A 25,984-nucleotide genomic window follows, 5' to 3' on the forward strand; every position below is an offset into this window, starting at 1 on the left:
TAAATTTAAAACAACAATATGGTATAATTATAACATGTGGGCATTTGTAATGAAGGTGGTTGTAAATTGGGGAAAGTACTGGGATCACGTAAAATATGGATAGGTATTGGGTTGTTTTTATTAGGAGTTTTTATTCCCTATTGGATAAGACCTCAACTTATTGATTTGAATCAACGACTTCAAACGTTGCTTTATCAAACGGATGGGAATGCAATAATGACCAATGCATTTCTTATTGTATCCGTTAATACCGTAATTACCATTCCGCAGTTTCTCAGTGTGGTTATGTTGGGAGATGGAATGGCGGAAGCCTATAATCGGCCTTCATTAAAAGGAATCGTTCCGCTGGTTGTTGTTCCTCTCGCTTATATTATTGTCAATAAGATAACACCCTTAAATTATAGTTTTGGGGCGACGGATATCTTTCTCTGGCTCACAATTGTGATCATGCAAAGATTAAGTCACCAGAAATTAAATTTAGGTATGAAATTAATCGTTTTTTCTCAGCTTATCTTTGGAGTAACGTGGCTAAACCAGGTTCCTTTTTTGACGCGTTATGGTTTTGGCTTAGGATCCCTTTCGTATAAGGTAAAACAAGCGGCTATTCAAATGGGATTCGGTGGTGTTCTCGCGCTTTATGCTAATGTCTTATTCGTCATCTTTGTTTTCAATGCGATAGTTCTCTGGGTATATTTAACGTTATATATCGAGAAATGGGCTATTTCACAGGACCTGCACCGGGCTCAACTTGAGGCCCAGCAATCCCGTTCCGGGCGAGAAGTTCTCCATCTCGTTCACGATTTAAAGACACCATTAGCCTCAATTGAAGGACTCGTTTCACTGATGGAGATACGATGGCCCGATCCTAAAATGCAGGAGTATTGTCAAGCAATCTATGATTCTATTCATGCGATGAGCAAAATGGTTTCGGAAATTTTGTTTGAGGATCGTAAAGATTGGTGTGAGCTTAAAGATCTTATTGATTATGTAAGGGCAAGCCGGTTTAGCGGAACGAATTTAGCGGTTGATATTGAAATTCTCGGAGACCCTCAAGTATGTGTTTATATCAATAAAATTAGGATGACTCGAGCTATTATCAATTTAATTGATAATGCCTTGGATGCCGTTGAGGAACAAGAAAGCGGGAAGGTCGTTTTACGTGCCAAAGTATTTTATGATGAAGTAAAAATAGAAGTTGAAGATAACGGATGCGGTATTCAGACGGAGAAAATCAATAAAATATGGAAAATTGGTTATAGTACAAAGAAACATCCAGGAGCTGGCTTATCTTTTGTACGGCAGGTCGCGGAAGGACACGGAGGATACGTAAATATAAAAAGTACGGCAGGACAGGGGACAAGAGTCTGGATAACCTTGCCGTTGGGAGAGAAACAATGAAAATATTAATTATGGATGATGATCAGTCTTTACGTTATATGTTAAAAGAAATATTTACATTTATGGGTTGGAGCCCTATAGCCTATCCGAATGGAAGAGAGGGACTTAAAGAGTTTCTCAATCATGGAGCGGATATTATATTAGTCGATTACCATATGCCCGAGATCGACGGCTTAGAAACCGTTCGGCTGATTCGGGAACATGATCTGCAAGTTCCTATTCTTGTGCTTACGGTTGACGAGAGACAAGAGATTGCCAATCGTTTTCTTGACGAGGGAGCTACAGATTTTGCCTTGAAGCCGGTTAAAGCGCCTGATTTAATTGCACGTGTTCAACTGCATAAGCGATTATTGGATATGACGAAAACGTATCAAGCAACGCCTAAAATCCAATATGAGGCTTTTGTAACCAAGGGGATAAGTCAATCGACGCTCTCCTATATCGAACAATATCTAATCGATTCTGAGGAGCCTTCAACGGTGGAGGTTATATCGCATGAATTAGGACTTGCTACGCCTACAGTTTATCGCTACCTGACTTATCTTTGCCAACAAGGCAAGGTACAGCCTATACCGAGTTATCAAAAAACAGGAAGACCGAAAAATCGATATCACTGGATTCAAAGTGAATCGTCTAAACTTCTTCGAGATTGAAATGATCCAAAATACTAAACTAAATGACTTGAACAGATCTTTTAAATGAGTTCGATACACATCGAGCTCATTTTTTTTGGATGTTCTTGGTCTTATGGTAATTATTGTTAAATGATAAAAAAGACTTTTTCTCATTTTTATTTCTTTAGTTTCTGCCCAGCCTGTGGTTATAATAAAAACAAAATTGTTGTAAAACAGGAGGAGGAAAATCATGACTATTCCAAAACGGCTTCTAGCCGGTATAACAGCTACCTTAGTGCTGGGCACTACTTTACTTGCAGGATGTGGCAGCGCAGCCAGCACAGCAAATGCAAAACAAGTCTTAAAGATGACACTGCTTGCCGAACCACAGGCTTTGGATAGCTCAATTGCCAATGCTGCAGTTTCATTTAACATTTTAAGTCAGGTTGAAGAAGGTCTCTATCGTCTGGACAAAGACGGAAAGCCGGTACCGGCTATGGCTGCTGGAATGCCGGAAATTACAAACGATGGAAAAACATATACGATTAAACTCCGGGATGGTGTCACCTGGTCGGATGGTTCACCCGTAACCGCTAAAGATTTCGTTTATGCCTGGAAACGTACTTTGGATCCTAATACCAAAGCAGACTATAATTTCATGGTGGCCTGGCTTAAAGGCGGAGAAGCCTACATGACAGGAAAAGGAAGCGCCGATCAGGTCGAAGTTAAAGCGATTGACGATAAAACACTGACCTTTACTTTGGAAAATCCAATTCCGTTTATGACAGCTCAACTTTCATTCCCCGTATTCTTCCCGGAAAAACAAGAATTTGTTGAAAAATATGGCGATAAGTATGCGGCTGATGCAGACAAGATGATTTTTAACGGACCTTTTACGTTAAGCAAATGGGATCATGAGCAAAGCTTAACGCTCGTTAAAAATGATAAATACTGGGATAAGAGCAATGTAAAACTCAATGAAGTCGATGTTCAAATTGCTTCTGACAATAATACGTTAGCTAACTTGTACCAATCCGGGGCGATTGATGTTGCCCGGATCACACGTGACCAAGTCGATCAATGGAAATCGAAGCCTGATTATACAGTTTCGCCTCAACTTTATATGACTTATGTTGAAATGAACGAAGATAATCCGGCTTTGAAAAACGAGAAAGTTCGTCAAGCTTTAGCAATGGCGATTGACCGAAGCAGCTTTGTTGATGTCGTCTTCCATGATGGAAGTAAGTCGCCTACCGGATTTGTCCCGTCCGGAACAATGGATGGAAACAACAAGGAGTTCCGTGCTGATGCAGGAGATGTTCTTCCTAAATATGACGCTGCCCAAGCAAAAACGCTGTTAGCTGAAGGGCTGAAAGAAGCTGGACTTACTGCATTCCCGAATTTAAAATTCACCGGTGATGATACTGAAGATGGTAAAAAGGCTTTGGAATTCATCCAAGGACAATGGAAACAAAATCTGGGCATCGATGTTACGGTAGAAGCTATTCCTCACAAACTGAGAATTGACCGCGGACAAAAACATCAGTTCGATTTACTGTTATTTAACTGGGGTGCTGATTACAATGATGCAATGACCTTCTTGGATTGCTACGAATCAACTTCTCCCTTTAATGAAGGTAAATTTAATGATCCAGAATATGACCAATTGATCCAAAAAGCAAAAGCTGAATCTGACGGCGCAAAACGTGCTCAATATCTTGTGGATGCAGAAAAGATTTTAGTCAGCAAAATGCCGACCGCTCCCGTAAACTTCCGCGCCTACTCCTATTTGGTTAAACCCAATGCAAAAAATATTCTATTCTTCCCTTATGGATCTGAGTGGGATCTTAAAGGTGCATATATGCAGTAATTGATCACGCAGAATCTGGAATAGGAAAGATAGAGGGGTTCCGTTCGGAACCCCTTCCTTTAATTTATGGAGGTGCAATGATGGCTCGTTTTATCCTAAAGCGTTTCATCTATATGTTGATCACGTTCTGGATAATTGTAACGGTGACCTTTGTGCTTATGCATAATTTACCGGGTGACCCGTTCGCAAATTCGGAGAAATTGACGACGCAACAAAGGGCGCTTTTAGCCCAGCAATATGGATTGGACAAGCCAATAGCTGTTCAGTACAAAGAATATCTCATTCACGTGGTACAAGGAGACTTAGGGGTTTCATTTGCTTATCCGACACGTAAAGTAACAGACATCATTCAACAGTCTTTTCCAGCATCGGCTGAACTCGGAACAGAATCTATTATTTTCTCGGTTATGGTTGGTTTGACTCTTGGAATTACGGCTGCGCTTAAACACAATAAATCTTGGGACTATGCGGCAATGGTCATCGCGATTATCGGGGTGTCGATACCATCCTTTGTTCTTGGGCCTATCTTGCAATACACGGTCGGCGTTAAATTAGGAATTTTGCCTGCCGCGTTGTGGGATGGACCTGCAAACAGAATATTGCCTGCCTTGACGTTATCCTTTATGACCATTGCAACAACGGCAAGAATGATGCGTACTTCAATGCTTGATGTCATCAATTCGGATTACATTAAAACAGCCTATTCCAAAGGCTTGTCTCAGACTAGCGTTATTTTTAAACACACTTTGCGCAATGCGATCCTTCCTATTATTACGATCCTTGGGCCGATTGCGGTCAATGTTATTACCGGGACTCTTGTCGTAGAACAGATTTTTGCCGTACCGGGTTTAGGAAAATACTTTGTTCAAGCTGTCTATTCTAACGATTATACTTTGATCATGGGTTTAACCATCTTTTACAGTCTTCTACTCATTGTTACTATTTTCTTAACAGATATTGCTTACGGATTCATTGATCCTCGGATTCGTTTAGCGAAGGGGAGGAACTAAGAAATGCAGGAGATAAGCAATAATCTCTTTGATCCTGTTGTAAAACGGGTTGAAGAGCAAGGAAAAATGACCCGGCCCTCAATTACCTTTTGGAAGGATGCCTGGCGGCGTCTGAAAAAAAACAAGTTTGCTATGTTTGGCTTATGCTGTTTAATGGTCATTACCTTTATGGCCCTTATCGGACCTCTTTTGCAAAGCTATGGCTATGAAGTTCAAGACTTACAGGCGAGAAATTTAGGACCGAGCGGCCTCCATTTGTTTGGAACGGACGAGTTCGGACGCGATCTATGGGTTCGGGTCTGGTGGGGAACTCGAATTTCCTTGTTCATTGGGATTATGGCAGCAATCATGGACTTATTTATCGGTGTTCTTTATGGCGGGATTTCTGCGTATTACGGCGGAAGAATTGATAATGTTATGCAGCGGTTTATTGAAATCGTTTATTCCATACCTTATTTGCTCATTACGATTTTATTAATTGTTCTGATGGGATCGGGAGTTTGGACGATTGTGCTTGCCTATGGTATTACGGGCTGGATTTCCATGGCACGTCTCGTACGCGGGCAGATCCTCTCTCTCAAAGAGCAGGAATACGTATTAGCGGCGACCTCTTTAGGTGCGAGTACTTGGCGTGTTATTCTTCGCCATTTAATTCCGAATACCTTGAGTTTCATTATCATCCAGATTACCTTTACGATTCCCCAAGCGATATTTACCGAAGCCTTTCTTTCTTTTCTTGGGCTCGGAGTTAAGGTTCCTCTCGCTTCGTTAGGAATGCTTCTATCAGACGGCGTCGGCTCCATGCGGCTTTTCCCTTGGCGCTTGGTTTTCCCTGCGCTTGTTTTTTCCTTAATGATGCTGTCGTTCAACCTTCTTGGAGACGGTTTGCGCGATGCGCTAGACCCGAAGTTGAGACAATTAAGGAGGTGCTCGTGTGAAAAATATTCTGGAAGTTAAAGATCTAAAAGTCTCTTTTCATACGTATGCGGGTGAAGTGCAGGCTGTTCGCGGTGTTTCTTTTGATCTGAAGAAAGGGGAAGTTTTAGCCATTGTGGGTGAATCCGGGTGCGGTAAATCCGTGACTTCGCAAACTATTATGCGGCTGATTCCGAGTCCACCTTCTGTTATAAAAGGCGGATCGATTTTGTTTGACGACAATAAGATCGACCTTCTTCAACTGACCCTGAAAGAGATGGAATCCATACGTGGTTCTGAAATCGGGATGATATTCCAAGATCCGATGACCTCCTTAAACCCAACCATGACCATTGGGAAACAAATTACGGAAGGGCTTATTAAACACCAGGGATTGACGAAAGAAAAGGCCATACAACAGGCTGTTGAACTGTTGGAGATGGTAGGAATCCCCCATCCGGAGAACCGCATTAAACAATATCCGCATGAGTTTTCCGGCGGGATGCGTCAAAGGGTTATGATCGCGATTTCATTGGCTTGCCGTCCTAAATTGTTGATAGCCGATGAACCTACGACTGCGCTTGATGTAACAATTCAAGCTCAAATCATAGATTTGCTAAAAGAACTTCAGCAAAAAACAGGAACATCCATTATCATGATTACCCATAACTTGGGAGTTGTTGCTGAGATAGCTCAACGTGTGGCCGTAATGTATGCTGGAAAAATAGTCGAACAGGGAACCATAGATGACGTCTTCTATCGTTCGCAGCATCCCTATACCAAAGGGCTTTTACAATCAGTCCTAAGGCTTGACGATGATGAAAAAGGGAAACTGGTTCCGATTGAGGGAATGCCGCCGGATTTATTAGCTCCTCCGGTAGGATGTGCTTTTGCGGCACGTTGTCCTCATGCGTTAAACATCTGTTTAAAAGAAGAGCCTAAAAATAAAGTGATCCAGGGTGAGCACAGTGCGGCATGCTGGTTAATGGACGAACGTGCAAAAAAAGCGGGTATTCTTTGATGAAAAGGAGGGGATACGGTGTCTGATCCTATTTTGGAAGTTCATGATTTAAAAAAATATTTTTATGTATCCGATGGCGTCTTGAAAGCTGTGGATAATGTCAGCTTTACCATACAGCCGGGCGAAACCTTTGGTTTAGTCGGCGAGTCAGGATGCGGAAAATCGACCTTAGGGCGTACGATTTTGCGTTTATACGGGACAACTGAGGGACAGGTCCTTTTTAATGGCGAGAATGTTCATCATTTAAAAGGAGCCAAGTTAAAGAAATTAAATCGCAAAATGCAAATGGTTTTTCAGGATCCATATGCTTCATTGAACCCGCGAATGACGGTCGGAGATATCATTGCCGAAGGCATTGATATTCACGGATTATACAGCGGAAATCAAAGGCGGGAGCGAATTGGGGAGCTGCTGCATACTGTTGGCCTCCTCGAAGAACATGCTTCCCGTTTCCCCCATGAATTTTCCGGGGGACAACGGCAAAGGATTGGAATTGCTCGTGCACTGGCTATCGAACCTGAGTTTATTATTGCGGATGAACCCGTTTCAGCGTTGGATGTTTCCATTCAGGCTCAGGTTATTAATCTGTTTAAACGTTTGCAAAAAGAAAAAGGGCTGACGTATCTCTTTATTTCCCACGACCTAGCTCTTGTCCGATATATTTCGGATCGAATCGGGGTCATGTATTTAGGAGCATTAGTAGAAGTTGCAAAGGCTGATGACTTATATCGCAAGCCGCTGCATCCCTATACTGAAGCTTTACTCTCTGCAATTCCGATTCCTGACCCAGAAGTGGAACGAAAAAGGGAACGCATTATTCTGGAAGGGGATGTACCTTCTCCGATCAATCCCCCCAGCGGCTGCCGATTTTTTGCGCGTTGTCCGAAAGCAATGCCAAAATGCAAAGAGGATGCCCCGACTCTCTTGACGGTGGAAGAAGGACATTCTGTGGCTTGTCATCTATATAAATAATAAATAAAGTAAACGAAGAATTAAACTAAACCCAGGGGGATAGGCAACACCCCTGGGTTTTTATCTTAAGCAGTGATGGCTTAAAATGCAGGAAAACAAGCTGAAACTGTCGAAATATTTAATGATCGAGTAATAGAGTGGAGGAGTCATAAGGTGCATGAAATGTCTTTGATGGGAGGAGTATTTGAAGTTATTGAAAGAACACTTTCTCAACACGAGGTCAAGAAAGTGCTGCAGGTTAAACTCAAAGTAGGAGAACTCACGAATGCAGAACCCGAGGCTCTTCTTATGGCATTTGAGGCCTATAGTCAAGATACTGTATGTGAAGGCGCGGAGTTGATTGTAGAGCGTGTTCCGGTGCTCGGTTACTGTTCTAATTGTCATTACGAGTTTAACATAAAAACGATGATTTTTCTTTGCCCTAAATGCGGTAATCCTAAAATAGAAGTGATTCAGGGAGAAGAACTTCTTATTGAGAGTTTGGAGGTTGAATAGACAGTGTCAAGTCAACGTGAAATTGAAGTCATGGCTAAATTACTGGGTACAAATGATATACAGGCAGATGTAAACCGTAACCATTTTCGTAAGCATCAATGTTTAACAATCAATATCATGGGTTCGCCGGGAGCAGGAAAAACTTCCTTGCTGGAGAAGTCTTTGCCCCATTTATGCAAGGATCTTAAGATCGGTGTAATTGAGGGAGATATTTTTACAAATAAAGATGCGGACCGTATTTCTGTTCACCAGGTTCCTGTTATTCAAATTAACACAGGGGGTGCCTGCCACCTTGACAGTAAGATGGTCAGCAATGTTTTGCCGGAGTTCGATTGGAATGCTTTGGATCTCCTGATTATCGAAAATGTCGGTAATCTTGTTTGTCCAGCTGATTTTGATCTGGGTGAAGCCTTTAAGGTTGTCGTTTTAAGTATTGTCGAAGGCGATGATAAGCCTGCGAAATATCCCGTGATCTTCCGGCATGCTAAAGCGGTTATTCTCAATAAGATAGACCTTGAAGAACTGACAGATGTTAATTTGGATAATATGAAACATGATATTCGAAGCATTAACCCGGAAGCTCGTATCTTTGAAGTTTCTTGCCGGAAGGGAAGCGGGCTTGAGGCTTGGACGAGCTGGCTGACTCAGGAAGTCAAGGCTTTTCAGGAAGCAAAAGAGTAAAGAATCCTTAATTATTTATATAATTAAAACAAATTGAGGCGTATTGAAACTAAAGTTTCGATACGCCTCAATTCGTTTATGAACTATCAGAAAATGTCTACTTAACTTGAGATGGAGAAAATTGACCATCACGTTGAATGGAATCTATTTCATTACAGACGATATCTGCAAGCTGGGGAAAGAGAGCTTGAATCTCAGGGCTGATATTCATACCCCATTCTAAAAGCTTTGGCTGAACACCAAAAATTAAGGTTTCTGGAGCCTGACCGAGTACTTTAGCTAAAGTCAGAACTTCAAGAATTCCGACTTGATGGAAGGAAACTTCATACTCCTCAGGAAAAACCTGCAGATCTCCAGGCTGAAAACGAAACAGCGATCCAGGTTCAGTTCTTGCGTTGATAGCATCTACGATGATTAGAAAGTCGACTTCTTTAATCAGATGTACGAGTTCAAGTCCTGCCGTACCGCCTTCAAGAAGTTCTACATTATCAGGGAGCGGTTTTTTAGCCAGTTCTTCTAAAAAACGGACGCCAAGCCCTTCATCTGATAAAAGAATGTTTCCTACCCCCATAACCATAATTCGTGGTGATTGCATTATTAGATTCCCTTCTTATGTTCAGTTTTACCGAAGAACATAAGCCAAAACATTTCAGTGGCTTCAGTAAAGACAAGATAAACGTGGACCGAAATAATGGCTAAAAATATAATCATAATGAGATAATGCATCCCTCTGACAGCGGACATTCCGCCTAGTGCACTGACTACGCCGCCAAACTTTTCAGGCTTGTAAAGAATGAAGCCGGTAGCAGCTTGAAGGAGAGCCAAGACGGGAAAAGAAAGATAGGCCGTTTTTTGAAGAGGGTTATACTTATTGGGGTTATTCGGTTGTTTACCTATAAATAAGTAGTATTTAATCTGCGGCCAAAAGGTTTTTAAATCATGCTTGTTCCATAAAAACCCGCTGACCAGATCTTTGTGCTTGCTGAACAGGGACCAGTAAAAACGAACAAACCCGTTGATTAAGAAGGAATACATAAAAATGAAATGAAGGTTGCGGACAAGATTTATAGGTGCTCCTGTATAGGGGAAATGGATAAGAAATCCCGTAGGAACAAGAACAAGAAAATTGATGAGATTGATATAATGGCTAACACGGGCAAAGAGGGGATGGTCAAGTGGATTTACCATGCTCTTTTCCTCCTTTCCTACCAGCCGATTTGATATTTTTTCACGTCATTAGTGGCGGGGTCAATAAGATGAATTGCACAAGCAAGGCAGGGGTCATAGGAACGGACAACACGGACAACGTTGATTGGGTTTTCGGGATCCGGAACAGGTACACCGATTAGGGCTTGTTCCAGTGGCCCTGGAATATTTTTGTCATCCTTAGGGGAGAAATTCCAGGTTGTAGGAACAACCATTTGATAGTTGTCAATTTTATGATTGGCGACTTTTACAAAATGACCGAGTGCACCCCGCGGAGCTTCAGTCATTCCAGCACCCTGTCCGGATTCAGGGGCGTTCCAATGTTCAGTATCATGAATGCGGAAATTGGAACCCATTTCTTTTTCAAGTTGATCAACCCAATTTAACATTTCTTTAGCGAGAAGAAGTGTTTCATAAGCACGTGCGGCATGACGGGCCACTGCACCGGGCTTAATGTTGTATTTGGTGATGATATCCATGAGACCTTTAGGCTGCATAATGAGCATCCGTGCAAGGGGCCCGACTTCCATCGGCTGGCCTTCGTAACGGGGAGCCTTAACAAAGGAATAGGCATCCTTCTTATCCAGGTCAGGTACGGTATCTTCCGTATAAGGGGTTTTACCATTAGCACTGGGTTTATACCAAGAATATTGCACATCTTCCGTAATTTTGGCTTCATCTACCGGTAAGACTTTGCTTAAATCCCCATTCATAAGGATACCGCGTTTGAGGAATAATTCTTTACCCTCATTGTCTTGAGCGAATCCGCCATAAGCAAGATAGTTGGGACTTCCTCCACCGATACCCGCTTGAGCTAAAGGTAAGAGCGGACCTGTACCAAAGGTTACTACATCGGGTAAATACGTTTTTTCAATAAAATCGATTTGTTCAAGCAGCATCGAACGATATTGCGCGACTGTTTTAATTGTAGGAAGGATTGTTACGCCGCCAACGACGATTGAAGATTGGTGAGGTTGTTTTCCTGCAAAAAGGGCAGACATCTTCTTGGCCTTGGCTTGCATTTCCAGAGCTTTGAGGTAGTGGGCAACTGCCATCGTTACTAATTCCGGATCTTTAACGCTGAATTCGTCGGGTTTATAGCGCGGTGTTAAAGGAGCGGTATCTCCTGCCGCAACGAGTTTTACAATTTTATCTTTTACAGCCAACAGACCGGCATCTTTTCCCTGATATTGTGCGACCGCCATAACATCAATATAGTCAAGAGCACTCAGATGATAAAAATGAAGAGGATGGTCATGCAGCCACATTGCACCGATAATCAGATTACGGATAAGACGTCCACCGGCAGGAACTTTTGCTCCGAAGGCTTGATCTAAGGCTAAGGAGGATGCCCATCCATGAGAACCTGCACATACTCCGCAGACACGTTCTGTAACATAGGTTGCATCCCGCGGGTCACGACCGTGCAGCATAGGCTCAATCCCACGGTACATGGTACCAAGGGCCCGCGCTGCGGAAACTTTGCCATTCTCTACTTCGACTTCAATCCTTAAGTGCCCCTCAATGCGTGTAATAGGATCGATTACGATCTTTGCCATCTCACATATCCTCCTTGTGGTCATGGTCTTTCAGTCTTCCGCTTGCAACAGTGGCGGCTAAATGAACGCCGATTCCTATTGCCGCAACTCCTCCGACAGTTTTGCCGACAGTATCTGCATTTATCTGACCTATGCCCGGAAGCTTAAAGTCCTCATGTTTCGAATATAAGGGGTTGTTTTTCTTATAGAAATAACTCTCCGCACACCCAGCACAGGGAGATCCTGCATTGATGCAGAAGTTGGTATTATCATTCCACCATACTTGAGCACAGTCTGTATACGTTTTCGGGCCTTTACAGCCTTTTAAAAGCAGGCAATAACTTTTTTGTGCAGGGTCATTCCAATCGGTAAGGAATTCTCCATTTTCGAAATGACCGCGGCGCGGACAGTTATTATGCAATAAGGTACCGTAGAACGCCACGGGACGATGAGATTCATCAAGGGGGGGAACGTCTTTATAAGTTAAGTAATAGATAATCGTACCAATGAGTGTTGTAGGTTTGACAGGACAACAAGGAAGGTTAATTAAAGGAGTTTTTACTCCCTCTGTTCGTAGAATTTCTGTTACGCCAACGGCTCCGGTTGCGCAAGCCCCTGGTATTCCTGCGCCTTCATTAGCACAGCTTCCAATAGCAATAACCGCTTGAGCTTTTTGGGCGGCCTCGATAACAGTTTTGCGGAAAGGCTTGCCTCCGACCATACAATAGCGGTCTTCTTTGGCTGGAATCGAACCTTCAACAACAAGGATAAATTTATCCTTGATTGTTTCCTGATAAGCTTCTTCAGTTTGTTCGCCCGATGCGGCCATGATCGTATCATGATAACGAATAGAGATCATGTCGAGGATAAGTTCGGCAGCCGAAGGATTTAAGGTGGCAATCGTTGATTCTGTACATCCTGTACAATTCATTCCTTCCAACCAGATCACCGGGGGTTTTTTAATGGCCTGTTCCACAGCATTAGCTGCTTCCGGTGCAATAAGCTCCGGTAAACCAAAGGCTGCAACGGCTGCTCCAATTAATTTCATGAAGTCACGGCGAGAAACCCCTTTGGCGGTAAGTAGATCAAAATTTCCCATAATGATTAGAACACCTCCTGATTTTAATAGTGATTTCAGAATTGATTGAACAATCGGAACAATACAGACTAATATAAATATTACTTATTCGGTGAAAAAGCAAAATATCCTGCGAATTTAATAAAAATTTGACATTTAAAATACATATATAAGTATTTTGAAATCTTATCTTAATCTTATTAAGTTTTTAAATAAAATCAGGTAAAATAGTACATAAAATTATGTTTGGGAAAAAGGAGATGCTTAATAACGAAACAAGATAAGTGTTCTAAGGAAGCAAAGACTTTTTTCCTTAATGGAATTGTACAGGGCGTAGGTTTTCGCCCCTTTGTTTTTAGGCTTGCTCATGAAATGGGAATTAAAGGATGGGTTAGTAACTCGAGTCGTGGCGTAACGATTTATGCCGAAGGAGATAATCTAAATTTATTCCATGAACGATTGATTAAGGAAGCCCCGCCCTTATCCAAAATCGTTACTATGCGAACGGAAAACAGCACATGTAAAAACTGTGAAACATTTAAAATTATTCAAAGCGAAGCGGAGCAGGAAGCGAACGTTTTGATTGCGCCGGATGTAGCAACATGTCAGGATTGCCTTAAAGACATGGCTGATCCAGCAAACCCGCGCTATCAGTTCCCGTTTACCAATTGTACGAATTGCGGACCGCGCTATACTATAATTCGCGATGTACCTTATGATCGCGAACAAACCACGATGTCTAAGTTTCCAATGTGCGGAACCTGTGCATCTGAATACCATAATCCCGAAGATCGGCGTTTTCATGCTCAACCCATTGCTTGTCCAGATTGCGGACCTAAGGTACAACTTGTAGATGCTCAGGGACAGATACTTCCCGGAATTGGAGTTGAGCAGCTGGCTCAAGGGGCAATCCTCGCAGTCAAGGGGCTGGGAGGGTTTCATCTTGTCTGCGATGCTCGCAATACGCAAACAGTCCAGCGCCTGCGTGAACGAAAGGAGCGAGGGGCAAAACCTTTTGCTTTAATGGTTCGGTCGGTGGAGAAAGCCCGTGAAGAGGTTATAATCAGCCAACTGGAGGAAAATTTGTTAAAGAGTATGGCTGCGCCGATCGTCATTTTAGAACGCCGGTCGAAACATTTGAATTCTTTGCCGGAGGAAATTGCCCCGGGTATAAATACCCTAGGAATGATGCTTCCCTATACTCCAATTCACCATCTCTTATTTGAGGGAACTTATGATTTTTTGGTCATGACCAGTGCCAATCTTAGCGGCAGGCCACTAATATATAAAAATGAGGATGCGTTGGAAGGCTTAAAGGGAATTGCAGATTATTTTCTGATTCATGACCGGGATATTTATCATCCTTGTGACGATTCTGTAGTTCAGGTCATCGGTGAGAAGTCTGTTTTTTTTCGCCGGGCTCGCGGCTATGTACCGCTTCCAATTATGATGTCCTCCTATCATATTAAGACTCCGTTTCTCGGAGTTGGAGGAGAACTTAAAAATGCTTTCTGTTTGGCCTCAGGGGAACGGGCTTTTGTCAGTCAATACTTAGGTGATATGGAAGGGTATGAAAATCTGCAACGTTTTTATCAAGAACTGGATTCCTTTCAAAGAGTTGTTAATATTACGCCTCAAGCTCTTGCCTATGACAAACATCCGAACTATGAGCTGACCCGCTTTGCTTTAGAACAGCCATTGCCTAAACATCCCGTTCAGCATCATCATGCTCACCTTGTAAGTGTGTTGGGGGAATGGGATAGAACGGAGCCGACTTTAGGAATTATTTGTGATGGAACAGGGCTTGGAGAGGATGGATGTATTTGGGGCTTTGAAGTTTTGTTCGGAAATGCCAAAGGCTATCAGCGCAAAGGCCATCTCGAATATTTACCGCTTCCCGGCGGGGACGCAGGGTCGAAACATCCGTTACGTCTGGCTTATGCTTATCTGAAAACTCTCCTGACAGAGGAAGAGTGGGTTGAAACGGAGCCTTTTTGGAGTGGACTATCTGCAGTGGAACGCCAAATTTTAGATCGTCAACTTAAAACAGGATTTCAAGTTTTTCAGACCTCAAGCGCCGGGCGGCTTTTTGATGCGGTCAGCGGTTTACTGGGGGTCTGCCGAAAGGTCACTTATGAGGGACAGGCTGCGATTGAGTTGGAAAGTACGGCTCAAAGGTTTAAGTTGAAGAATCACTTGGAAGATAAACATTATTCATATAAAATGAGCGTTGAGAATGATGAAATTATTCTTAGAATCGGAATGATTTTTAAAGAGCTCATGAGAGATCTTTTGTTGGGGGTAAGCCTTGAGGAGATAGCCTATCGCTTTCATCTATCGCTTGCTCATGCTATAGTAGATCTTGCAGTTGAACTGCAGATTGAAAAAGGTCCCCTGGTTTTGAGCGGAGGGGTTTTTCAAAACAAGCTTCTGACTGAAGCTATACTTAAACTATGTCAAGAGAAGGAACTTGAAGTCTTACGATCACGAACTCTTCCTCCCGGAGACGGAGGACTTGCTTTCGGGCAATTATTGATTGCAAATGAGGTGTTATAAGATGTGTTTAGCTATTCCGGCTAAGGTTGTTTCATTAGAAGGTTCTATTGCAAAAGTTGATATGATGGGCAATGAACGTGCTATTGGCACAGACTTGGTTCCCGAGGTCAAGATTGGGGATTATGTATTAGTACATGCAGGTTTTGCCATTGAAGTCATAGAGAAAGAGATCGCGCAGGAAACGGAAGCACTTTGGATGGAGGTTGCTCATGCCTATGAAGAGGAATAACGATTTGGCAGTGAAGGCTGACGGCTATCTCGCAGAAATCCAGACGTTAGCGGGGAACCCGTTTACCATTATGGAGATTTGCGGAACTCATACGGTTGCTATTGCTAAAAACGCACTGCGCGAGCTCTTGCCGGATACCGTTCGTTTGATTTCCGGTCCGGGGTGTCCGGTATGTGTAACGGATAATAGTGATATTGATCGATTTCTTTATTTAGCAGCCCAGCCTAATGTGATTACGGCAACCTTTGGTGATATGATTCGGGTGCCGGGGACGGAAAAAAACCTGCAGACGTTGCGAGCCGAGGGAGCAGACGTCCGGGTAGTTTATTCCACGCAAGAAGCTCTGAAGTTAGCTCGTGAAAACCCAAACAAAGAGGTTGTTTTTCTCGGTATTGGATTTGAAACAACGGTTCCGACGGTTGCGGTGAGTCTTGAGACCGCGAAAAGGGAAGAAATTAAAAATTACAGCGTTTTATCTCTGCACAAGGTCGTTCCTCCTGTTTTAAAATTATTGGCGGAGGATGAAAAACTTGTTGTCGATGCCTTTCTCGATCCAGGGCATGTTTGTGCGATTATCGGCATTGAACCGATTCGGTTTATGGCTGAAGACTATGGAAAACCGGGTGTTGTCACGGGCTTTGAAGCTCTCGATATCTTGGAAGCTGTCGCAATGCTTTTAAGGCAGCGGGCAGAAGGACGTTCGGAGATTGAAATTCAGTATAAACGCGTGGTAAAGGCAGAAGGAAACCTGCATGCTCAAGAGATAATTAAAAAGGTATTTGAACCTGTTGATGCTTCGTGGCGGGGGATTGGCTTGATTCCTTCCAGTGGCTTAGGGATACGAGAGGAGTTTGCGGCATGGGATGCAGCCCGCAAATTTTCCTTACCGATCTTTCATTCAAAGGAAACTCCGGGCTGCCGGTGCGGCGAGGTTCTAAAAGGACTTATTTACCCCACGCAATGTCCTTTGTTTGCCCGACATTGCACTCCGCTGAAGCCTGTAGGACCGTGCATGGTCTCTGCCGAGGGATCTTGCGCGGCTTATTATCGCTACGCACAAGGGAGTGTGAATTAATGGAACGCATTATGATGGCCCACGGAAGCGGCGGGAGACTTAGTCACGAATTGATTAGTACTCTTTTTCAGAAATATTTAGGCAATTCGTATTTGGATCAGATGAATGATGCGACAGTTCTGCCGGGTCAGGCTCAGATTGCTGTAACCACTGACTCGTTTGTCATTTCCCCGCTTTTTTTCCGAGGGGGAAATATCGGTAAGCTTGCGGTATGCGGTACAGTTAATGATCTGGCAGTGAGCGGAGCTATTCCTCAGTTTTTAACGCTCGCGCTTATCTTAGAAGAAGGCTTTCCCTTGGAGAAATTAGAACGAATTATTCAGAGCATTGCCGGGACTGTCTCTCATGCCGGCGTAAAAATTGTATGCGGTGATACAAAAGTCGTGGAGCGGGGGAGTGCGGATCAAATTTTTATAAACACAACAGGAATCGGATATAGGATGGAGCGCTTAGTCGGACCGGCGCAGATTCAACCAGGAGACGAGATTCTCATTACCGGAACGATCGGAGATCATGGGATTGCCATTTTATCAGAGCGTGAAGGCCTTGAATTTCAAACTCCTGTCGTCAGTGACTGTGCACCTTTAAATGGGCTGATTGACGCTTTTTATCAGCCAGGCGTTAAATGTATGCGAGATCCCACGCGGGGCGGTGTAGCGACGACATTAAATGAATTGGCTCAGCAAGCAGGTGTCAGCATGCTGTTAGAAGAAGTTAATTTACCCGTTTTACCCAGTGTTGAAGGTGCCTGTGCAATGTTGGGGCTTGAGCCGCTTTATTTAGCCAATGAAGGGAAAGCTTTAGTTATTGTTTCACCAAGTGCGGCTGAGGAAGTTTTGAAGAAGATGAAGAATCATCCTTTAGGACGCTATGCAGCGCGTATCGGAAAAGTTCAGGCTGAAAATTCCGGACGAGTTCTATTAGAGACACCATTAGGGGGAAAACGAATTTTGGGTATGCTTGAAGGAGAACATCTTCCCCGGATATGTTAAGGAATACTCTAAACTATAACTTAAGATAAATATTAAAGTGATTGAAAATTTTTTGAAGTTAAGTAATAAATAGAACGCCAATTTGAGTATATTCAAACTCAGTTGGCGTTTTATTATAAGATATTTCGATGTAAAATATAAAAAAATTAAATAAAAATAATCAATTCTTCATAGACAAAAACAATATATATGTTAAAATATTACACGTAGTCAAAAATGAGGGAAGACGACCAGTATATAAATAAAAATGGTCGTTTGTGGTATGGGGAGTAGATTGTGCAATTTTTACCAATTTCGTACATGACCCCATATTCACATTTCCAAACTATCGAACAAAGGAGGGTAGAATCAGTCAGCTGATTTTATTAAATCATAAGGAGGGAAAAGGAACTGTGAAAAAGCTTAAACATCTCATTTTAAGCGCAGGATTGCTTTCAATGGTTGCCTTAGTTGCAGTTGGATGCGGATCTACGCAAACGGCTGCGCCTAAAGCCGATGCTACGAAAACAACTGCAACGGCTGCGGCTACATATGTCGGTGATGACACATGTAATTCCTGTCATGGCACAAAGGTTACAGCATTCCATACCACGAAACACTCAACGGCATTCCAACCTCTTTCGGCTTTCAAGTTAAGTAACGCTCCTACAACGTTAACCCTTTTTGACGGGGTTGATACCAACAACACCAAGCCAACACAAGTTGATCTTTCAAAAATTAAAATCTATGGCGTTATGATGAACGAATATGTCATGGCTGAGGTCCCTGGATTTAAAAATAAGATTTACCGCATCGCAAAACTCGTTAAGAACGGGGATCAATATACTCTTGATGCCGCTAAATCTGTTGATGTTGACAAAGATGGCAAACCAGACTGGCAGGCAGCGGACGGTACAAGCTGTGCAAGCTGCCATGCCCCCGGCGTTCCCGCCAACTCACCATCCGCAGGAATTTCTTGTGAATCTTGCCACGGTCCCGGAAGCAACCATGTTGCCGCACCGGACGATAAGAAAAAAGGTACGATCATGGCATCACCAAGAAATGCACTTCCAGACAGCGATACTTGTCTCAAATGTCATAATTCCGATCCGGTGAAAGATGCAACAACAGGTGCTATTGTTACTAATAACCATCAAGGAACACGGGATTGGGCCTTTAGTAAACATAATACAAGCGGAATGACTAATGGTTGCTTAACCTGTCATGGACCGCATAAAGCGAACGCAAACGGTGTGCTGATTAAGAAGGATAACCCAGTGGATATTTGTAATTCTTGCCACGAGGGCAAAATTGATCAAGCTAAACTTGATGCAATTATGTGGAAAAATACAACAGATCCCAACGGTCATGTTACTCGTGATCATAGCTTCGGAGCTATGAAGTATCAAGACATGGGTGATGATCCGGCAACTAAACAGATTGAGATTAAGAACCAAACTTACCTTGATATCATCAAAAAGGCACTGCCTGACCTCGCAAAATAAAAAACAAAGTGAATGGCGGAACCCGTTAATGGCGGAACCCGTGAAGGGTTCCGCCATTAAAAATCTCTAAGAAAATTATTATTTAGGTTACGGATTAAGACTTTCTTTTTGTAAATTATAAGTTGAAAATTTTAAAATTAGTACAAATGACCTCTCAGCAAATCGTTAAAAATAATGTATTATGAGGGCTGTATATATCTGGAACGAGAGGAGAAAGAAGAAATTGAGTATTGACCGCAATGAGGCAGAAAAAGAAGGTAAGCCGAAAAACAAAGCTAAAAAAATCATTTTGTTATCGTCTCTTTCTGCTGTCATACTTATTGCTCTTGCTGTCGTGGGGATGCACTTCACCTCGCAACCGAGTTTTTGCGCGAGTTGCCATGAAATGCAGTCGCAAGTTACAGCTTGGAGTACTGGCCCGCATAAGGATGTAACATGTTTAAGCTGCCATGCAAGCCCGGGAACAGTTGGCTACGTTACCGCTAAGATTAATGGGCTAAATCAGGTTTATGAGCATGTCACAAACCAAATTCCTGATCAAATTGAAGCCCATGTTGATCCTGCAGCCTGTATTGCTTGTCATTCCGGGAATAACAGTGCATTCCCCAAAGCCAAAAACATCAATTTAACCTCGGGAGAATTGGCACCTAAGATGAATCATGCACCAATCCTTCAATCCAACATATCATGCGTTACGTGTCATAAGAATGTTGGACATGGTCAACCCAATGAGGCAGCAAAACAAAGCTAATTTAAATATTCCGCAAGAGTCTGTTCTCACAGGCTCTATTTTTTTACTTCATCATATAGACATTTATCGATATAATAAATATAATTTAATTGTTGATTAGATTTTGTACGAAAAGAGAGTGCAGAAGGATGGAACTGCTTACAAAAAGAGAGATAAAAATAACGCCAACCTCTGATGAGCTGACGCTTCACGATATAGTAGGCTCATGGAAAGTTCGGTGGGGCATTAATCGAATGAATTATAAGATAGATCCAGGTCTTTATACTGTGGGTAAACCACACAGTAAGTCTCCTGTTTTAGTCAGCGCAAACTACAAGCTTAGCTTTGACATGCTTCGAAAAGAATTAAAAGGGATTGATGCATGGCTTCTCGTTCTTGACACAAAGGGTGTCAATGTGTGGTGTGCCGCAGGAAAGGGTACTTTTGGAACCTCCGAACTGATCAATAGAATCGGCAGTACACAACTTTTAAAGCTGGTCGAGCATAAAACGCTGATTTTACCTCAACTGGGAGCACCCGGTATAAAGGCCTATGAAATTACGAAGTACACAGGGTTCAAGGTGATTTATGGTCCGGTCAGGGCAAGTGATATTCGGGCTTTTCTCAAATCAGGAATGAAAGCCGCTAAAGAAATGAGAACGGTTAAGTTCAGCGCTTATGATCGACTGATATTAACCCCAATAGAATTAGTTCATACGTTCAGGCCTTCCTTAATTATTTTTGGATTTCTCTTTTTGCTCAATATAGCAGGAATTGGTCCTTTTGATATTATTGATTTCTATGCTTATGCAGGAGCTGTAATTGTGGGGTGTATTCTAACCCCGGTTCTGTTGCCTTGGATTCCAGGCCGAGCTTTTGCTTGGAAGGGTTGGTTGCTTGGAGTGGCATGGATTATCGGTGTTAATCTGATCAATGGGTGGCCAGGTCAATTGCAATATAGCAGTTTAAGAGCAATTGCCTATATGCTTCTTTTGCCCCCTGTCTCGGCTTACCTTGCCATGAACTTTACAGGATCAACAACATATACCTCTTTTTCAGGTGTCTTAAAGGAAATGAGAATAGCTATTCCTGTAATGATCATTTCACTCTTTCTTGGTGGAGTGCTTATTTTAATAGAGAGCTTTATCCGTTAGTAAATATGATGGCGATTCGTTGATAGTTGTTCTGAGACTAAACCCAAGGAGTGAATAATATGAAACATCAATACTTAAAAAATGTTGTTACTTTAAAGTTAAATGCGGAACGGTGTACTGGCTGCGGTCAGTGTATTGAAGTTTGTCCGCATCGGGTATTTGTACTGAGTGACGGTAAGTCGGTTATCAGAGATAAAGACCGTTGCATAGAATGCGGAGCTTGTGTCAAAAATTGTCCGTTTAATGCTTTAGAAGTTAATCCTGGGGTAGGGTGTGCTTCTGCTATCATCAAGGGGTGGCTGACCGGGAGTGAACCGAGCTGCGATTGTTCTGACGGCAGCTGCTGTTAGTCAACTTTCATAGGCTTAACGCGCATGGCGGACCAGGTCTCGTCAATCGAAATCAGGGAAACCCCTTCATAATTTGTTTCACGCAGCAACGATTGCAAGAGATCTCGACTGAGATCAGATTTAAGTTTGGATGATTTTTTAGGATAGGATACCCAAAGTATTCCGTCGGGTTTTAAATGTTTGTAGACCCCTTCTAAAGCATTTTTAAGTTCAGAGCTATCATGGACGAACAGGTGAATAAAGTCTGCGTCATTTTTGGGCATATCCGTTAATATTTTATGCTCAGGCAACTCGTTCTGCAGTTTAGTAATGAAATCATCAGGAGCATTTACGAGGGTGGCCCCATGAACCTTATGCAATAAGAGTTTTTTAGCGAGATCTTGAGCCATTTTTATCTCTCCTTCATTTTGTTGTACTAAATAGGGAAGGCGATTCAATTATTCGTCCCTATTGTACATACCATTTTATTATTAGGCAATCGATTTATCGGCAGCCTTTATTTTTTGAGCAATTTTACGTCTGCCTGCCCATAAGACACCTGTGATCAGAGCAATAGTTAAGCCCCAACGCAATAGGGGATTAACAGAAAATATGCTGTGAAGGAACGGTTCATCGCTGATCATTGTGGAGGCGGTATAGGCTATTACGGCAGAGCCAAACTGAATTAACCATGGGAAGCGATTTAAAGCCTTGATAACTAAGGTACTGCCCCAAACGACGATTGGAATGCTTATAGCTAAGCCGCAAACGACCAAGGCATAGCTTCCGTGAGCGGCCCCGGCGACTGCCAGGACATTGTCCAGACCCATGACTGCATCGGCAACAATAATCGTTTGAATTGCAGCCCACATGGTGGCACTGGAAGCGACATCAGGGCTTTTCTCCTGAGTTAGAAGACGGTAAGCCATCCAAACCAAAAAACTTCCTCCCGCAAGCAATAGCCCGGGGATTTTTAACAGCCAAACTGCAATAAGGGTAGTTAAGGCACGAATTACGATTGCACCTAGTGTTCCAAGAAAAATCACCTTTTTTTGTTCGTGCTGAGGGAGATTACGGGCGGCTAAACCGATTACAATTGCATTATCTCCACCTAGAACTAAATCTATCATTACGATAGATAACAGAGCCGCAAAAAAACCATTAGCTAAAAATTCCATTCTTTTTTCCTCACTTTCAATGAATTTTTCTAAAGAAAATAAAAAGACCTCCGCCCGTTTTGGGCAAAGGTCTTGCTAACAACTTGAGTTGCCAACAAAGCCGGGAATCAAATTCCGAATTGACGACTTTGCTGTACAGCTACTCCCCTTTGAACATTATATAGATATATTAAAGGATAACTTCATACACGTCAAGAAAAAATATAAAAGGTTTGAGTATTTCCCTGATTTCCCCTGATTTCCATGATAACTGATATTAAAAAATAGGAGGGAAATATGAGAATACACCGAATAGTATGCATTAATTTACTTAAATCAAATATAAAACTTGATACTGAAGTTTGAGAAAGGAGTTTTATGATGATTAAGCAATTTCGCGGTATTATACCTGCAATGCTGACGGTTTTTGATGAAGAGGGGCTATTGGATTGGGCAGGCAATCAAAGATTGATTGACTTTCTGATTAGCAATGGAGTCCATGGTATTTTTGCGTTAGGTACTTCGGGGGAGTTTTCTAACCTAAATTTAGAAGAGAGAAAGCAATTCGCTGAATTTATTGTAAAATATATTAATAAAAGAGTACCCGTTTTAATAGGGACAGGCAGCACTAATACGAGGGAAGCCTGCGAATTTTCTCGGTACGCCCAAGAAGTTGGCGCGGATGCGGTTACGGTTGTTGTTCCTTATTACATACCCTTAGCAGAACGCGAGCTTTATAATCATTATGCTCAAGTTGCAGGGGCGGTAGATATACCTGTTTTGATTTATAATTATCCAGCTCTGACGGGTCAAAATATGCCTGTCTCCCTGATTGCACGCTTAGCTAAGGATTTTCCGAACATCATAGGTATTAAAGCAACAATCGATAGTGTAAGCTATTTGCGGGAATTAGTGTACGAGGTTAAAAAGATTAATCCTAATTTCGCTGTTTTTACGGGTTTGGAAGATCATCTTCTCAATCTTCTCGCATTAGGCGGGGATGGTGCGATGACGGCTATCACCAATTTTGCGCCTCAGCTTGTTGTCGGGGAATATAATAGTTATTTAGAAGGCAATTATGAAAAGAGCAAGCAGTTTGCAAAGCAGTTAGGGGTACTTTCAAGGATTTACAATACAGGTTCAGCGATGATCGCTATGACTAAGGAAGCATGTCGATTAAGGGGCATTGATATTAACAGCAGTGTACGCCTGCCTCTGCTCCCTGTTGGGCCAAAGGAAGTTGATCAAATTCGTCAATTATTTAAAGAAGCCGGACTTTAATCAATGCAGCAATGGTCGCTCAGTCAAATAATTATATAATTGGGTTTCCCACATAGTGGCCTGAACTAAACGGATACTAGTTCAGGCCTTAGTCCTCTAAGCTCCAATCCTGAGCGCCGTTATCTTCAAGAATTCCTAAAGTGACATCATTAAGATCAGGGTAAGCCAGAAGTTTATCGCGGATTCGATATTTGATGTTTTCCGCTTCTGCCAGGGATAGACCGGCACGCAGTTCTATATAACTTTCAGTATGATAATATTGTCCCTCTTGAATAATTCGCAGGCGATTGATGTCGCGAACATCTGGGTCGGAGAAAATAATCGCAGCGACTTTCTCTTCGATATCTCGGGGAGCCGCTACACCAATTAAACCTACCATATTGTCATAGCCAACCTTAAATGCCGCTCCGCCCATCATGAAGCCGATGATGACCGCTGCAATACCATCCATTGTTTTAAATAGTGTATAATGGCTGACGAGGATCGCAAGTACAGCTAAGACGGCACCGGAAGTAGCTACAAGATCTTCGTAAAAAACAAGTCGAGTTGGTGGGGCGGCACGTCCAACGTTGCGGAAAGCATTGATGAAGAGATTGCCGCCGCTTTCTTCGGTATGCGTCTCATGAGCGATTTCGCGAAAAGCTTTCAATAATACATAACCGTCGGTAATAATGGAGACAAAGAGGATTCCGATCGTTAGGACCAAGTTGCTCGTTGGAACAGGATGACGTATCAGTCGGATTCCCTCTAAAACCGTTTCATAAGCCATTATGGTTACGACGATGACGGCGACCATGCAAAATACGTGGATGAGGCGGCCAAACCCGCTTGGAAAACGCCGTGTAGGTTTTCTTTCAGCAAGGATGCTTCCGGTGAAAACAAACCCTTGGTTTACTGCATCAGCAAGCGTATGCATGGCTTCTGCAAACATAGCCCCGCTTCCGCTAAGAATGGCGGCAATCCATTTGATGATGCATAGGCCGATGTTTCCTAAAGTTGCGGCTGCAGATGAGGCATTTCCTTTTTTTAATAATTCCCAGGACATGGTTATAAACCTCCTGAATCGAATGCATTCAATAGTAACAACGACTATAGAATAAACGAATTCTATTGAGATCATGCAATACTTTTTAAGAAAGTTAGTTTAATACGTGCTTTAAAAAGGAAAATTATTGATTGTGTGGAATATGTAGTAAGTCAAGAATTAGAGAATCTGTTGCAAAGGAGAAAAAATGGATAATTTAGCAAGAACGTTTCAAAAGGAATTTGAAGTGTACTACTATGAAGTTAATACTAAACAAGAACTTACTTTGGTTGCGCTCCTTAATTACCTCGAAGAAACTGCGATAGCTCACTCTGAATCTGTTGGATATGGGGTTAACCGTTTGATTGAAATGGGTTTTGGTTGGGTTTTAGTCCATTGGCAAGTTAAATTCAAACGTTTCCCCAAACGGGGTGAAAAAGTGACGATCCAGACCTGGCCTTCTGAATTTAACCGTTTTTACGGAAAACGAGAATTTTTAGTTCGAGATTCAGAGGGTGGGAGTATTGCTGAAGTGAGTTCTCTGTGGATTTTTATGAATTTAAAGAAAAGGCGGCCTGTGCGCATCCCAAAGGAAGTTATTGAGGCTTACGTGTTTAAATCAGAAAAGGTTATTTCCGAGCCTTTTCCCGAGTTGGTTTTTACAGAATCTTCTCCAGGTGAACAGTGCGAATTTCTAGTGCGCCGTGGTGATATTGATACGAACGCGCATGTAAATAATGCAAAATATATTGAATGGCTGCTTGAGACAATTCCCCAAGAAATTTATGAATCTTATCAGATCTTTTCATTGGAGGTAGTCTATAAAAAAGAGAGTACCTATGGTCAAAGCATACTTGCCCGAACGGCTGAACAAGAAAAAGATGATAAAAGCTCCTCTTTTTTACATCAGATTTCGGGGGCGGATGGAGAACAGGAATTTGCAGTAGCACGTTCGCGCTGGGTGCGCATAGATAACCTAACGAACGAATAACAAGGAATAAAACAAAAATGCAAAATAAAAGGAGCTGTTGCAAAACCTATGGTCGTGTAGTTTCTCGCATATCCGCTCACTCAGGCGCTCCGGGACTGGTTCACTTTGCCTTCGTAGCAGCTCCGCCAAACCTCTGGGCGATACCTGATGTGAACCTGTGGCTGCGCTACGCTACGAAAGCTTT

26 protein-coding genes are annotated in these 25,984 nt (G+C 42.5%); 19 read left to right on the top strand and 7 right to left on the bottom strand.

The annotated features are described in order from the left end of the window. Window positions 1–66: 66 nt before the first annotated feature. The 9 genes from ACHOLT_RS11200 to hypB all read left to right on the top strand — a co-directional run bounded on the left by ACHOLT_RS11200 (window position 67) and on the right by hypB (window position 8,976). Window positions 67–1,398 carry a sensor histidine kinase gene (locus ACHOLT_RS11200; protein WP_425800633.1) on the top strand — a complete coding sequence of 444 codons (1,332 nt, stop codon included), beginning with the start codon at window positions 67–69 and terminating at the stop codon, window positions 1,396–1,398. Then, complete coding sequence (locus ACHOLT_RS11205) at window positions 1,395–2,051, top strand: response regulator (RefSeq protein WP_425800635.1); 657 nt, start codon at window positions 1,395–1,397, stop codon at window positions 2,049–2,051. The genes ACHOLT_RS11200 and ACHOLT_RS11205 overlap by 4 nt, the downstream gene beginning before the upstream one ends. 211 nt (window positions 2,052–2,262) lie before the next feature. Continuing rightward, window positions 2,263–3,882 (top strand): peptide ABC transporter substrate-binding protein, encoded by a 1,620-nt coding sequence (locus tag ACHOLT_RS11210; RefSeq protein ID WP_425800637.1) that lies wholly within the window; start codon window positions 2,263–2,265, stop codon window positions 3,880–3,882. 77 nt (window positions 3,883–3,959) lie between these two features. After that, on the top strand, window positions 3,960–4,892 hold the full coding sequence (locus ACHOLT_RS11215) for an ABC transporter permease (protein ID WP_425800639.1): 933 nt from the start codon (window positions 3,960–3,962) through the stop codon (window positions 4,890–4,892). A 3-nt stretch (window positions 4,893–4,895) separates the two neighbouring features. Then, window positions 4,896–5,849, top strand: a complete 954-nt coding sequence (locus tag ACHOLT_RS11220; RefSeq protein ID WP_425800641.1) for an ABC transporter permease — start codon at window positions 4,896–4,898, stop codon at window positions 5,847–5,849. Next, on the top strand, window positions 5,827–6,828 hold the full coding sequence (locus tag ACHOLT_RS11225) for an ABC transporter ATP-binding protein (protein WP_425800643.1): 1,002 nt from the start codon (window positions 5,827–5,829) through the stop codon (window positions 6,826–6,828). The genes ACHOLT_RS11220 and ACHOLT_RS11225 overlap by 23 nt, the downstream gene beginning before the upstream one ends. Window positions 6,829–6,846: 18 nt before the next feature. Beyond that, window positions 6,847–7,800, top strand: coding sequence for an ABC transporter ATP-binding protein (locus ACHOLT_RS11230; protein ID WP_425800645.1), 954 nt, complete (start codon window positions 6,847–6,849; stop codon window positions 7,798–7,800). Between the two features lie 153 nt (window positions 7,801–7,953). Next, entirely contained in the window at window positions 7,954–8,295 is a 342-nt protein-coding gene (gene hypA, locus ACHOLT_RS11235; protein WP_425800647.1) for a hydrogenase maturation nickel metallochaperone HypA, read from the top strand. Between the two features lie 3 nt (window positions 8,296–8,298). Beyond that, window positions 8,299–8,976: a hydrogenase nickel incorporation protein HypB gene (gene hypB / locus ACHOLT_RS11240; protein WP_425800649.1), complete on the top strand. Its 678-nt coding sequence runs from the start codon at window positions 8,299–8,301 to the stop codon at window positions 8,974–8,976. A 97-nt stretch (window positions 8,977–9,073) separates the two neighbouring features. Here the strand turns inward: hypB and ACHOLT_RS11245 are convergent, their stop codons facing one another. From ACHOLT_RS11245 to ACHOLT_RS11260, 4 genes are read right to left on the bottom strand one after another with little or no spacing between them, the layout of a single operon-like run. Beyond that, the gene (locus ACHOLT_RS11245; protein ID WP_425800651.1) at window positions 9,074–9,571 is read right to left on the bottom strand and encodes a HyaD/HybD family hydrogenase maturation endopeptidase; all 498 of its coding nucleotides are present in this window, start codon (window positions 9,569–9,571) and stop codon (window positions 9,074–9,076) included. 2 nt (window positions 9,572–9,573) lie between these two features. Further along, the gene (locus ACHOLT_RS11250) at window positions 9,574–10,164 is read right to left on the bottom strand and encodes a cytochrome b/b6 domain-containing protein (RefSeq protein WP_425800653.1); all 591 of its coding nucleotides are present in this window, start codon (window positions 10,162–10,164) and stop codon (window positions 9,574–9,576) included. A 17-nt stretch (window positions 10,165–10,181) separates the two neighbouring features. Beyond that, on the bottom strand, window positions 10,182–11,741 hold the full coding sequence (locus ACHOLT_RS11255; protein ID WP_425800655.1) for a nickel-dependent hydrogenase large subunit: 1,560 nt from the start codon (window positions 11,739–11,741) through the stop codon (window positions 10,182–10,184). 1 nt (window position 11,742) lies between these two features. After that, window positions 11,743–12,819 carry a hydrogenase small subunit gene (locus ACHOLT_RS11260; RefSeq protein ID WP_425800657.1) on the bottom strand — a complete coding sequence of 359 codons (1,077 nt, stop codon included), beginning with the start codon at window positions 12,817–12,819 and terminating at the stop codon, window positions 11,743–11,745. A gap of 246 nt (window positions 12,820–13,065) precedes the next feature. Between ACHOLT_RS11260 and hypF the strand changes: the two genes are divergently transcribed. The 8 genes from hypF (at window position 13,066) to hgcB (ending at window position 21,368) form a co-directional block, all read left to right on the top strand. Beyond that, window positions 13,066–15,354 (top strand): carbamoyltransferase HypF, encoded by a 2,289-nt coding sequence (hypF, locus tag ACHOLT_RS11265; RefSeq protein ID WP_425808020.1) that lies wholly within the window; start codon window positions 13,066–13,068, stop codon window positions 15,352–15,354. Between the two features lies 1 nt (window position 15,355). Continuing rightward, the gene (locus tag ACHOLT_RS11270; RefSeq protein ID WP_425800659.1) at window positions 15,356–15,583 is read left to right on the top strand and encodes a HypC/HybG/HupF family hydrogenase formation chaperone; all 228 of its coding nucleotides are present in this window, start codon (window positions 15,356–15,358) and stop codon (window positions 15,581–15,583) included. After that, a complete protein-coding gene (gene hypD, locus ACHOLT_RS11275; RefSeq protein ID WP_425800661.1) occupies window positions 15,564–16,658 on the top strand; it encodes a hydrogenase formation protein HypD in 1,095 nt (364 codons plus the stop codon). Before ACHOLT_RS11270 ends, hypD begins: the two co-directional genes overlap by 20 nt. Continuing rightward, window positions 16,658–17,650: a hydrogenase expression/formation protein HypE gene (gene hypE / locus ACHOLT_RS11280; RefSeq protein ID WP_425800663.1), complete on the top strand. Its 993-nt coding sequence runs from the start codon at window positions 16,658–16,660 to the stop codon at window positions 17,648–17,650. The genes hypD and hypE overlap by 1 nt, the downstream gene beginning before the upstream one ends. Before the next feature lie 392 nt (window positions 17,651–18,042). After that, window positions 18,043–19,134 (top strand): cytochrome c3 family protein, encoded by a 1,092-nt coding sequence (locus ACHOLT_RS11285; RefSeq protein WP_425800665.1) that lies wholly within the window; start codon window positions 18,043–18,045, stop codon window positions 19,132–19,134. Between the two features lie 223 nt (window positions 19,135–19,357). Beyond that, a complete protein-coding gene (locus tag ACHOLT_RS11290; protein WP_425800667.1) occupies window positions 19,358–19,885 on the top strand; it encodes a cytochrome c3 family protein in 528 nt (175 codons plus the stop codon). 128 nt (window positions 19,886–20,013) lie between these two features. Further along, complete coding sequence (gene hgcA, locus ACHOLT_RS11295) at window positions 20,014–21,018, top strand: mercury methylation corrinoid protein HgcA (protein WP_425800669.1); 1,005 nt, start codon at window positions 20,014–20,016, stop codon at window positions 21,016–21,018. 59 nt (window positions 21,019–21,077) lie between these two features. Beyond that, the gene (hgcB, locus tag ACHOLT_RS11300; RefSeq protein WP_425800671.1) at window positions 21,078–21,368 is read left to right on the top strand and encodes a mercury methylation ferredoxin HgcB; all 291 of its coding nucleotides are present in this window, start codon (window positions 21,078–21,080) and stop codon (window positions 21,366–21,368) included. On the opposite strand, the gene ACHOLT_RS11305 is transcribed toward hgcB, so the two are convergent. Both ACHOLT_RS11305 and ACHOLT_RS11310 read right to left on the bottom strand, forming a co-directional pair. After that, window positions 21,365–21,757, bottom strand: coding sequence for a hypothetical protein (locus tag ACHOLT_RS11305; RefSeq protein WP_425800673.1), 393 nt, complete (start codon window positions 21,755–21,757; stop codon window positions 21,365–21,367). The two genes, hgcB and ACHOLT_RS11305, sit on opposite strands and share 4 nt — an antisense overlap. An 81-nt stretch (window positions 21,758–21,838) precedes the next feature. Further along, on the bottom strand, window positions 21,839–22,525 hold the full coding sequence (locus ACHOLT_RS11310; RefSeq protein ID WP_425800675.1) for a TerC family protein: 687 nt from the start codon (window positions 22,523–22,525) through the stop codon (window positions 21,839–21,841). Window positions 22,526–22,882: 357 nt separating this feature from the next. Between ACHOLT_RS11310 and ACHOLT_RS11315 the strand changes: the two genes are divergently transcribed. Beyond that, a complete protein-coding gene (locus tag ACHOLT_RS11315) occupies window positions 22,883–23,785 on the top strand; it encodes a dihydrodipicolinate synthase family protein (protein ID WP_425800677.1) in 903 nt (300 codons plus the stop codon). An 88-nt stretch (window positions 23,786–23,873) separates the two neighbouring features. Here the strand turns inward: ACHOLT_RS11315 and ACHOLT_RS11320 are convergent, their stop codons facing one another. Beyond that, entirely contained in the window at window positions 23,874–24,830 is a 957-nt protein-coding gene (locus ACHOLT_RS11320) for a cation diffusion facilitator family transporter (RefSeq protein WP_425800679.1), read from the bottom strand. A 187-nt stretch (window positions 24,831–25,017) separates the two neighbouring features. Here ACHOLT_RS11320 and ACHOLT_RS11325 point away from each other — a divergent pair, with 187 nt between their 5' ends. Further along, the gene (locus ACHOLT_RS11325; protein WP_425800681.1) at window positions 25,018–25,800 is read left to right on the top strand and encodes an acyl-[acyl-carrier-protein] thioesterase; all 783 of its coding nucleotides are present in this window, start codon (window positions 25,018–25,020) and stop codon (window positions 25,798–25,800) included. The last annotated feature ends 184 nt before the right edge of the window (window positions 25,801–25,984 follow it).

This window comes from Desulfitobacterium nosdiversum, assembly GCF_049860565.1.
Taxonomy (GTDB): Bacteria; Bacillota; Desulfitobacteriia; order Desulfitobacteriales; family Desulfitobacteriaceae; genus Desulfitobacterium_A; species Desulfitobacterium_A nosdiversum.

What these genes read in the sequence shown, in the direction of transcription:
- ACHOLT_RS11250 (WP_425800653.1), bottom strand. Translation starts at nt 10,164, where the DNA reads ATGGTAAATCCACTTGACCATCCCCTCTTTGCCCGTGTTAGCCATTAT.
- ACHOLT_RS11215 (WP_425800639.1), top strand. Translation starts at nt 3,960, where the DNA reads ATGATGGCTCGTTTTATCCTAAAGCGTTTCATCTATATGTTGATCACG.
- ACHOLT_RS11325 (WP_425800681.1), top strand. Translation starts at nt 25,018, where the DNA reads ATGGATAATTTAGCAAGAACGTTTCAAAAGGAATTTGAAGTGTACTAC.
- ACHOLT_RS11205 (WP_425800635.1), top strand. Translation starts at nt 1,395, where the DNA reads ATGAAAATATTAATTATGGATGATGATCAGTCTTTACGTTATATGTTA.
- ACHOLT_RS11220 (WP_425800641.1), top strand. Translation starts at nt 4,896, where the DNA reads ATGCAGGAGATAAGCAATAATCTCTTTGATCCTGTTGTAAAACGGGTT.
- ACHOLT_RS11315 (WP_425800677.1), top strand. Translation starts at nt 22,883, where the DNA reads ATGATGATTAAGCAATTTCGCGGTATTATACCTGCAATGCTGACGGTT.
- ACHOLT_RS11310 (WP_425800675.1), bottom strand. Translation starts at nt 22,525, where the DNA reads ATGGAATTTTTAGCTAATGGTTTTTTTGCGGCTCTGTTATCTATCGTA.
- hgcB (WP_425800671.1), top strand. Translation starts at nt 21,078, where the DNA reads ATGAAACATCAATACTTAAAAAATGTTGTTACTTTAAAGTTAAATGCG.
- ACHOLT_RS11210 (WP_425800637.1), top strand. Translation starts at nt 2,263, where the DNA reads ATGACTATTCCAAAACGGCTTCTAGCCGGTATAACAGCTACCTTAGTG.
- hgcA (WP_425800669.1), top strand. Translation starts at nt 20,014, where the DNA reads ATGGAACTGCTTACAAAAAGAGAGATAAAAATAACGCCAACCTCTGAT.
- ACHOLT_RS11255 (WP_425800655.1), bottom strand. Translation starts at nt 11,741, where the DNA reads ATGGCAAAGATCGTAATCGATCCTATTACACGCATTGAGGGGCACTTA.
- hypE (WP_425800663.1), top strand. Translation starts at nt 16,658, where the DNA reads ATGGAACGCATTATGATGGCCCACGGAAGCGGCGGGAGACTTAGTCAC.
- hypD (WP_425800661.1), top strand. Translation starts at nt 15,564, where the DNA reads ATGCCTATGAAGAGGAATAACGATTTGGCAGTGAAGGCTGACGGCTAT.
- ACHOLT_RS11245 (WP_425800651.1), bottom strand. Translation starts at nt 9,571, where the DNA reads ATGCAATCACCACGAATTATGGTTATGGGGGTAGGAAACATTCTTTTA.
- ACHOLT_RS11270 (WP_425800659.1), top strand. Translation starts at nt 15,356, where the DNA reads ATGTGTTTAGCTATTCCGGCTAAGGTTGTTTCATTAGAAGGTTCTATT.
- ACHOLT_RS11320 (WP_425800679.1), bottom strand. Translation starts at nt 24,830, where the DNA reads ATGTCCTGGGAATTATTAAAAAAAGGAAATGCCTCATCTGCAGCCGCA.
- ACHOLT_RS11305 (WP_425800673.1), bottom strand. Translation starts at nt 21,757, where the DNA reads ATGGCTCAAGATCTCGCTAAAAAACTCTTATTGCATAAGGTTCATGGG.
- ACHOLT_RS11260 (WP_425800657.1), bottom strand. Translation starts at nt 12,819, where the DNA reads ATGGGAAATTTTGATCTACTTACCGCCAAAGGGGTTTCTCGCCGTGAC.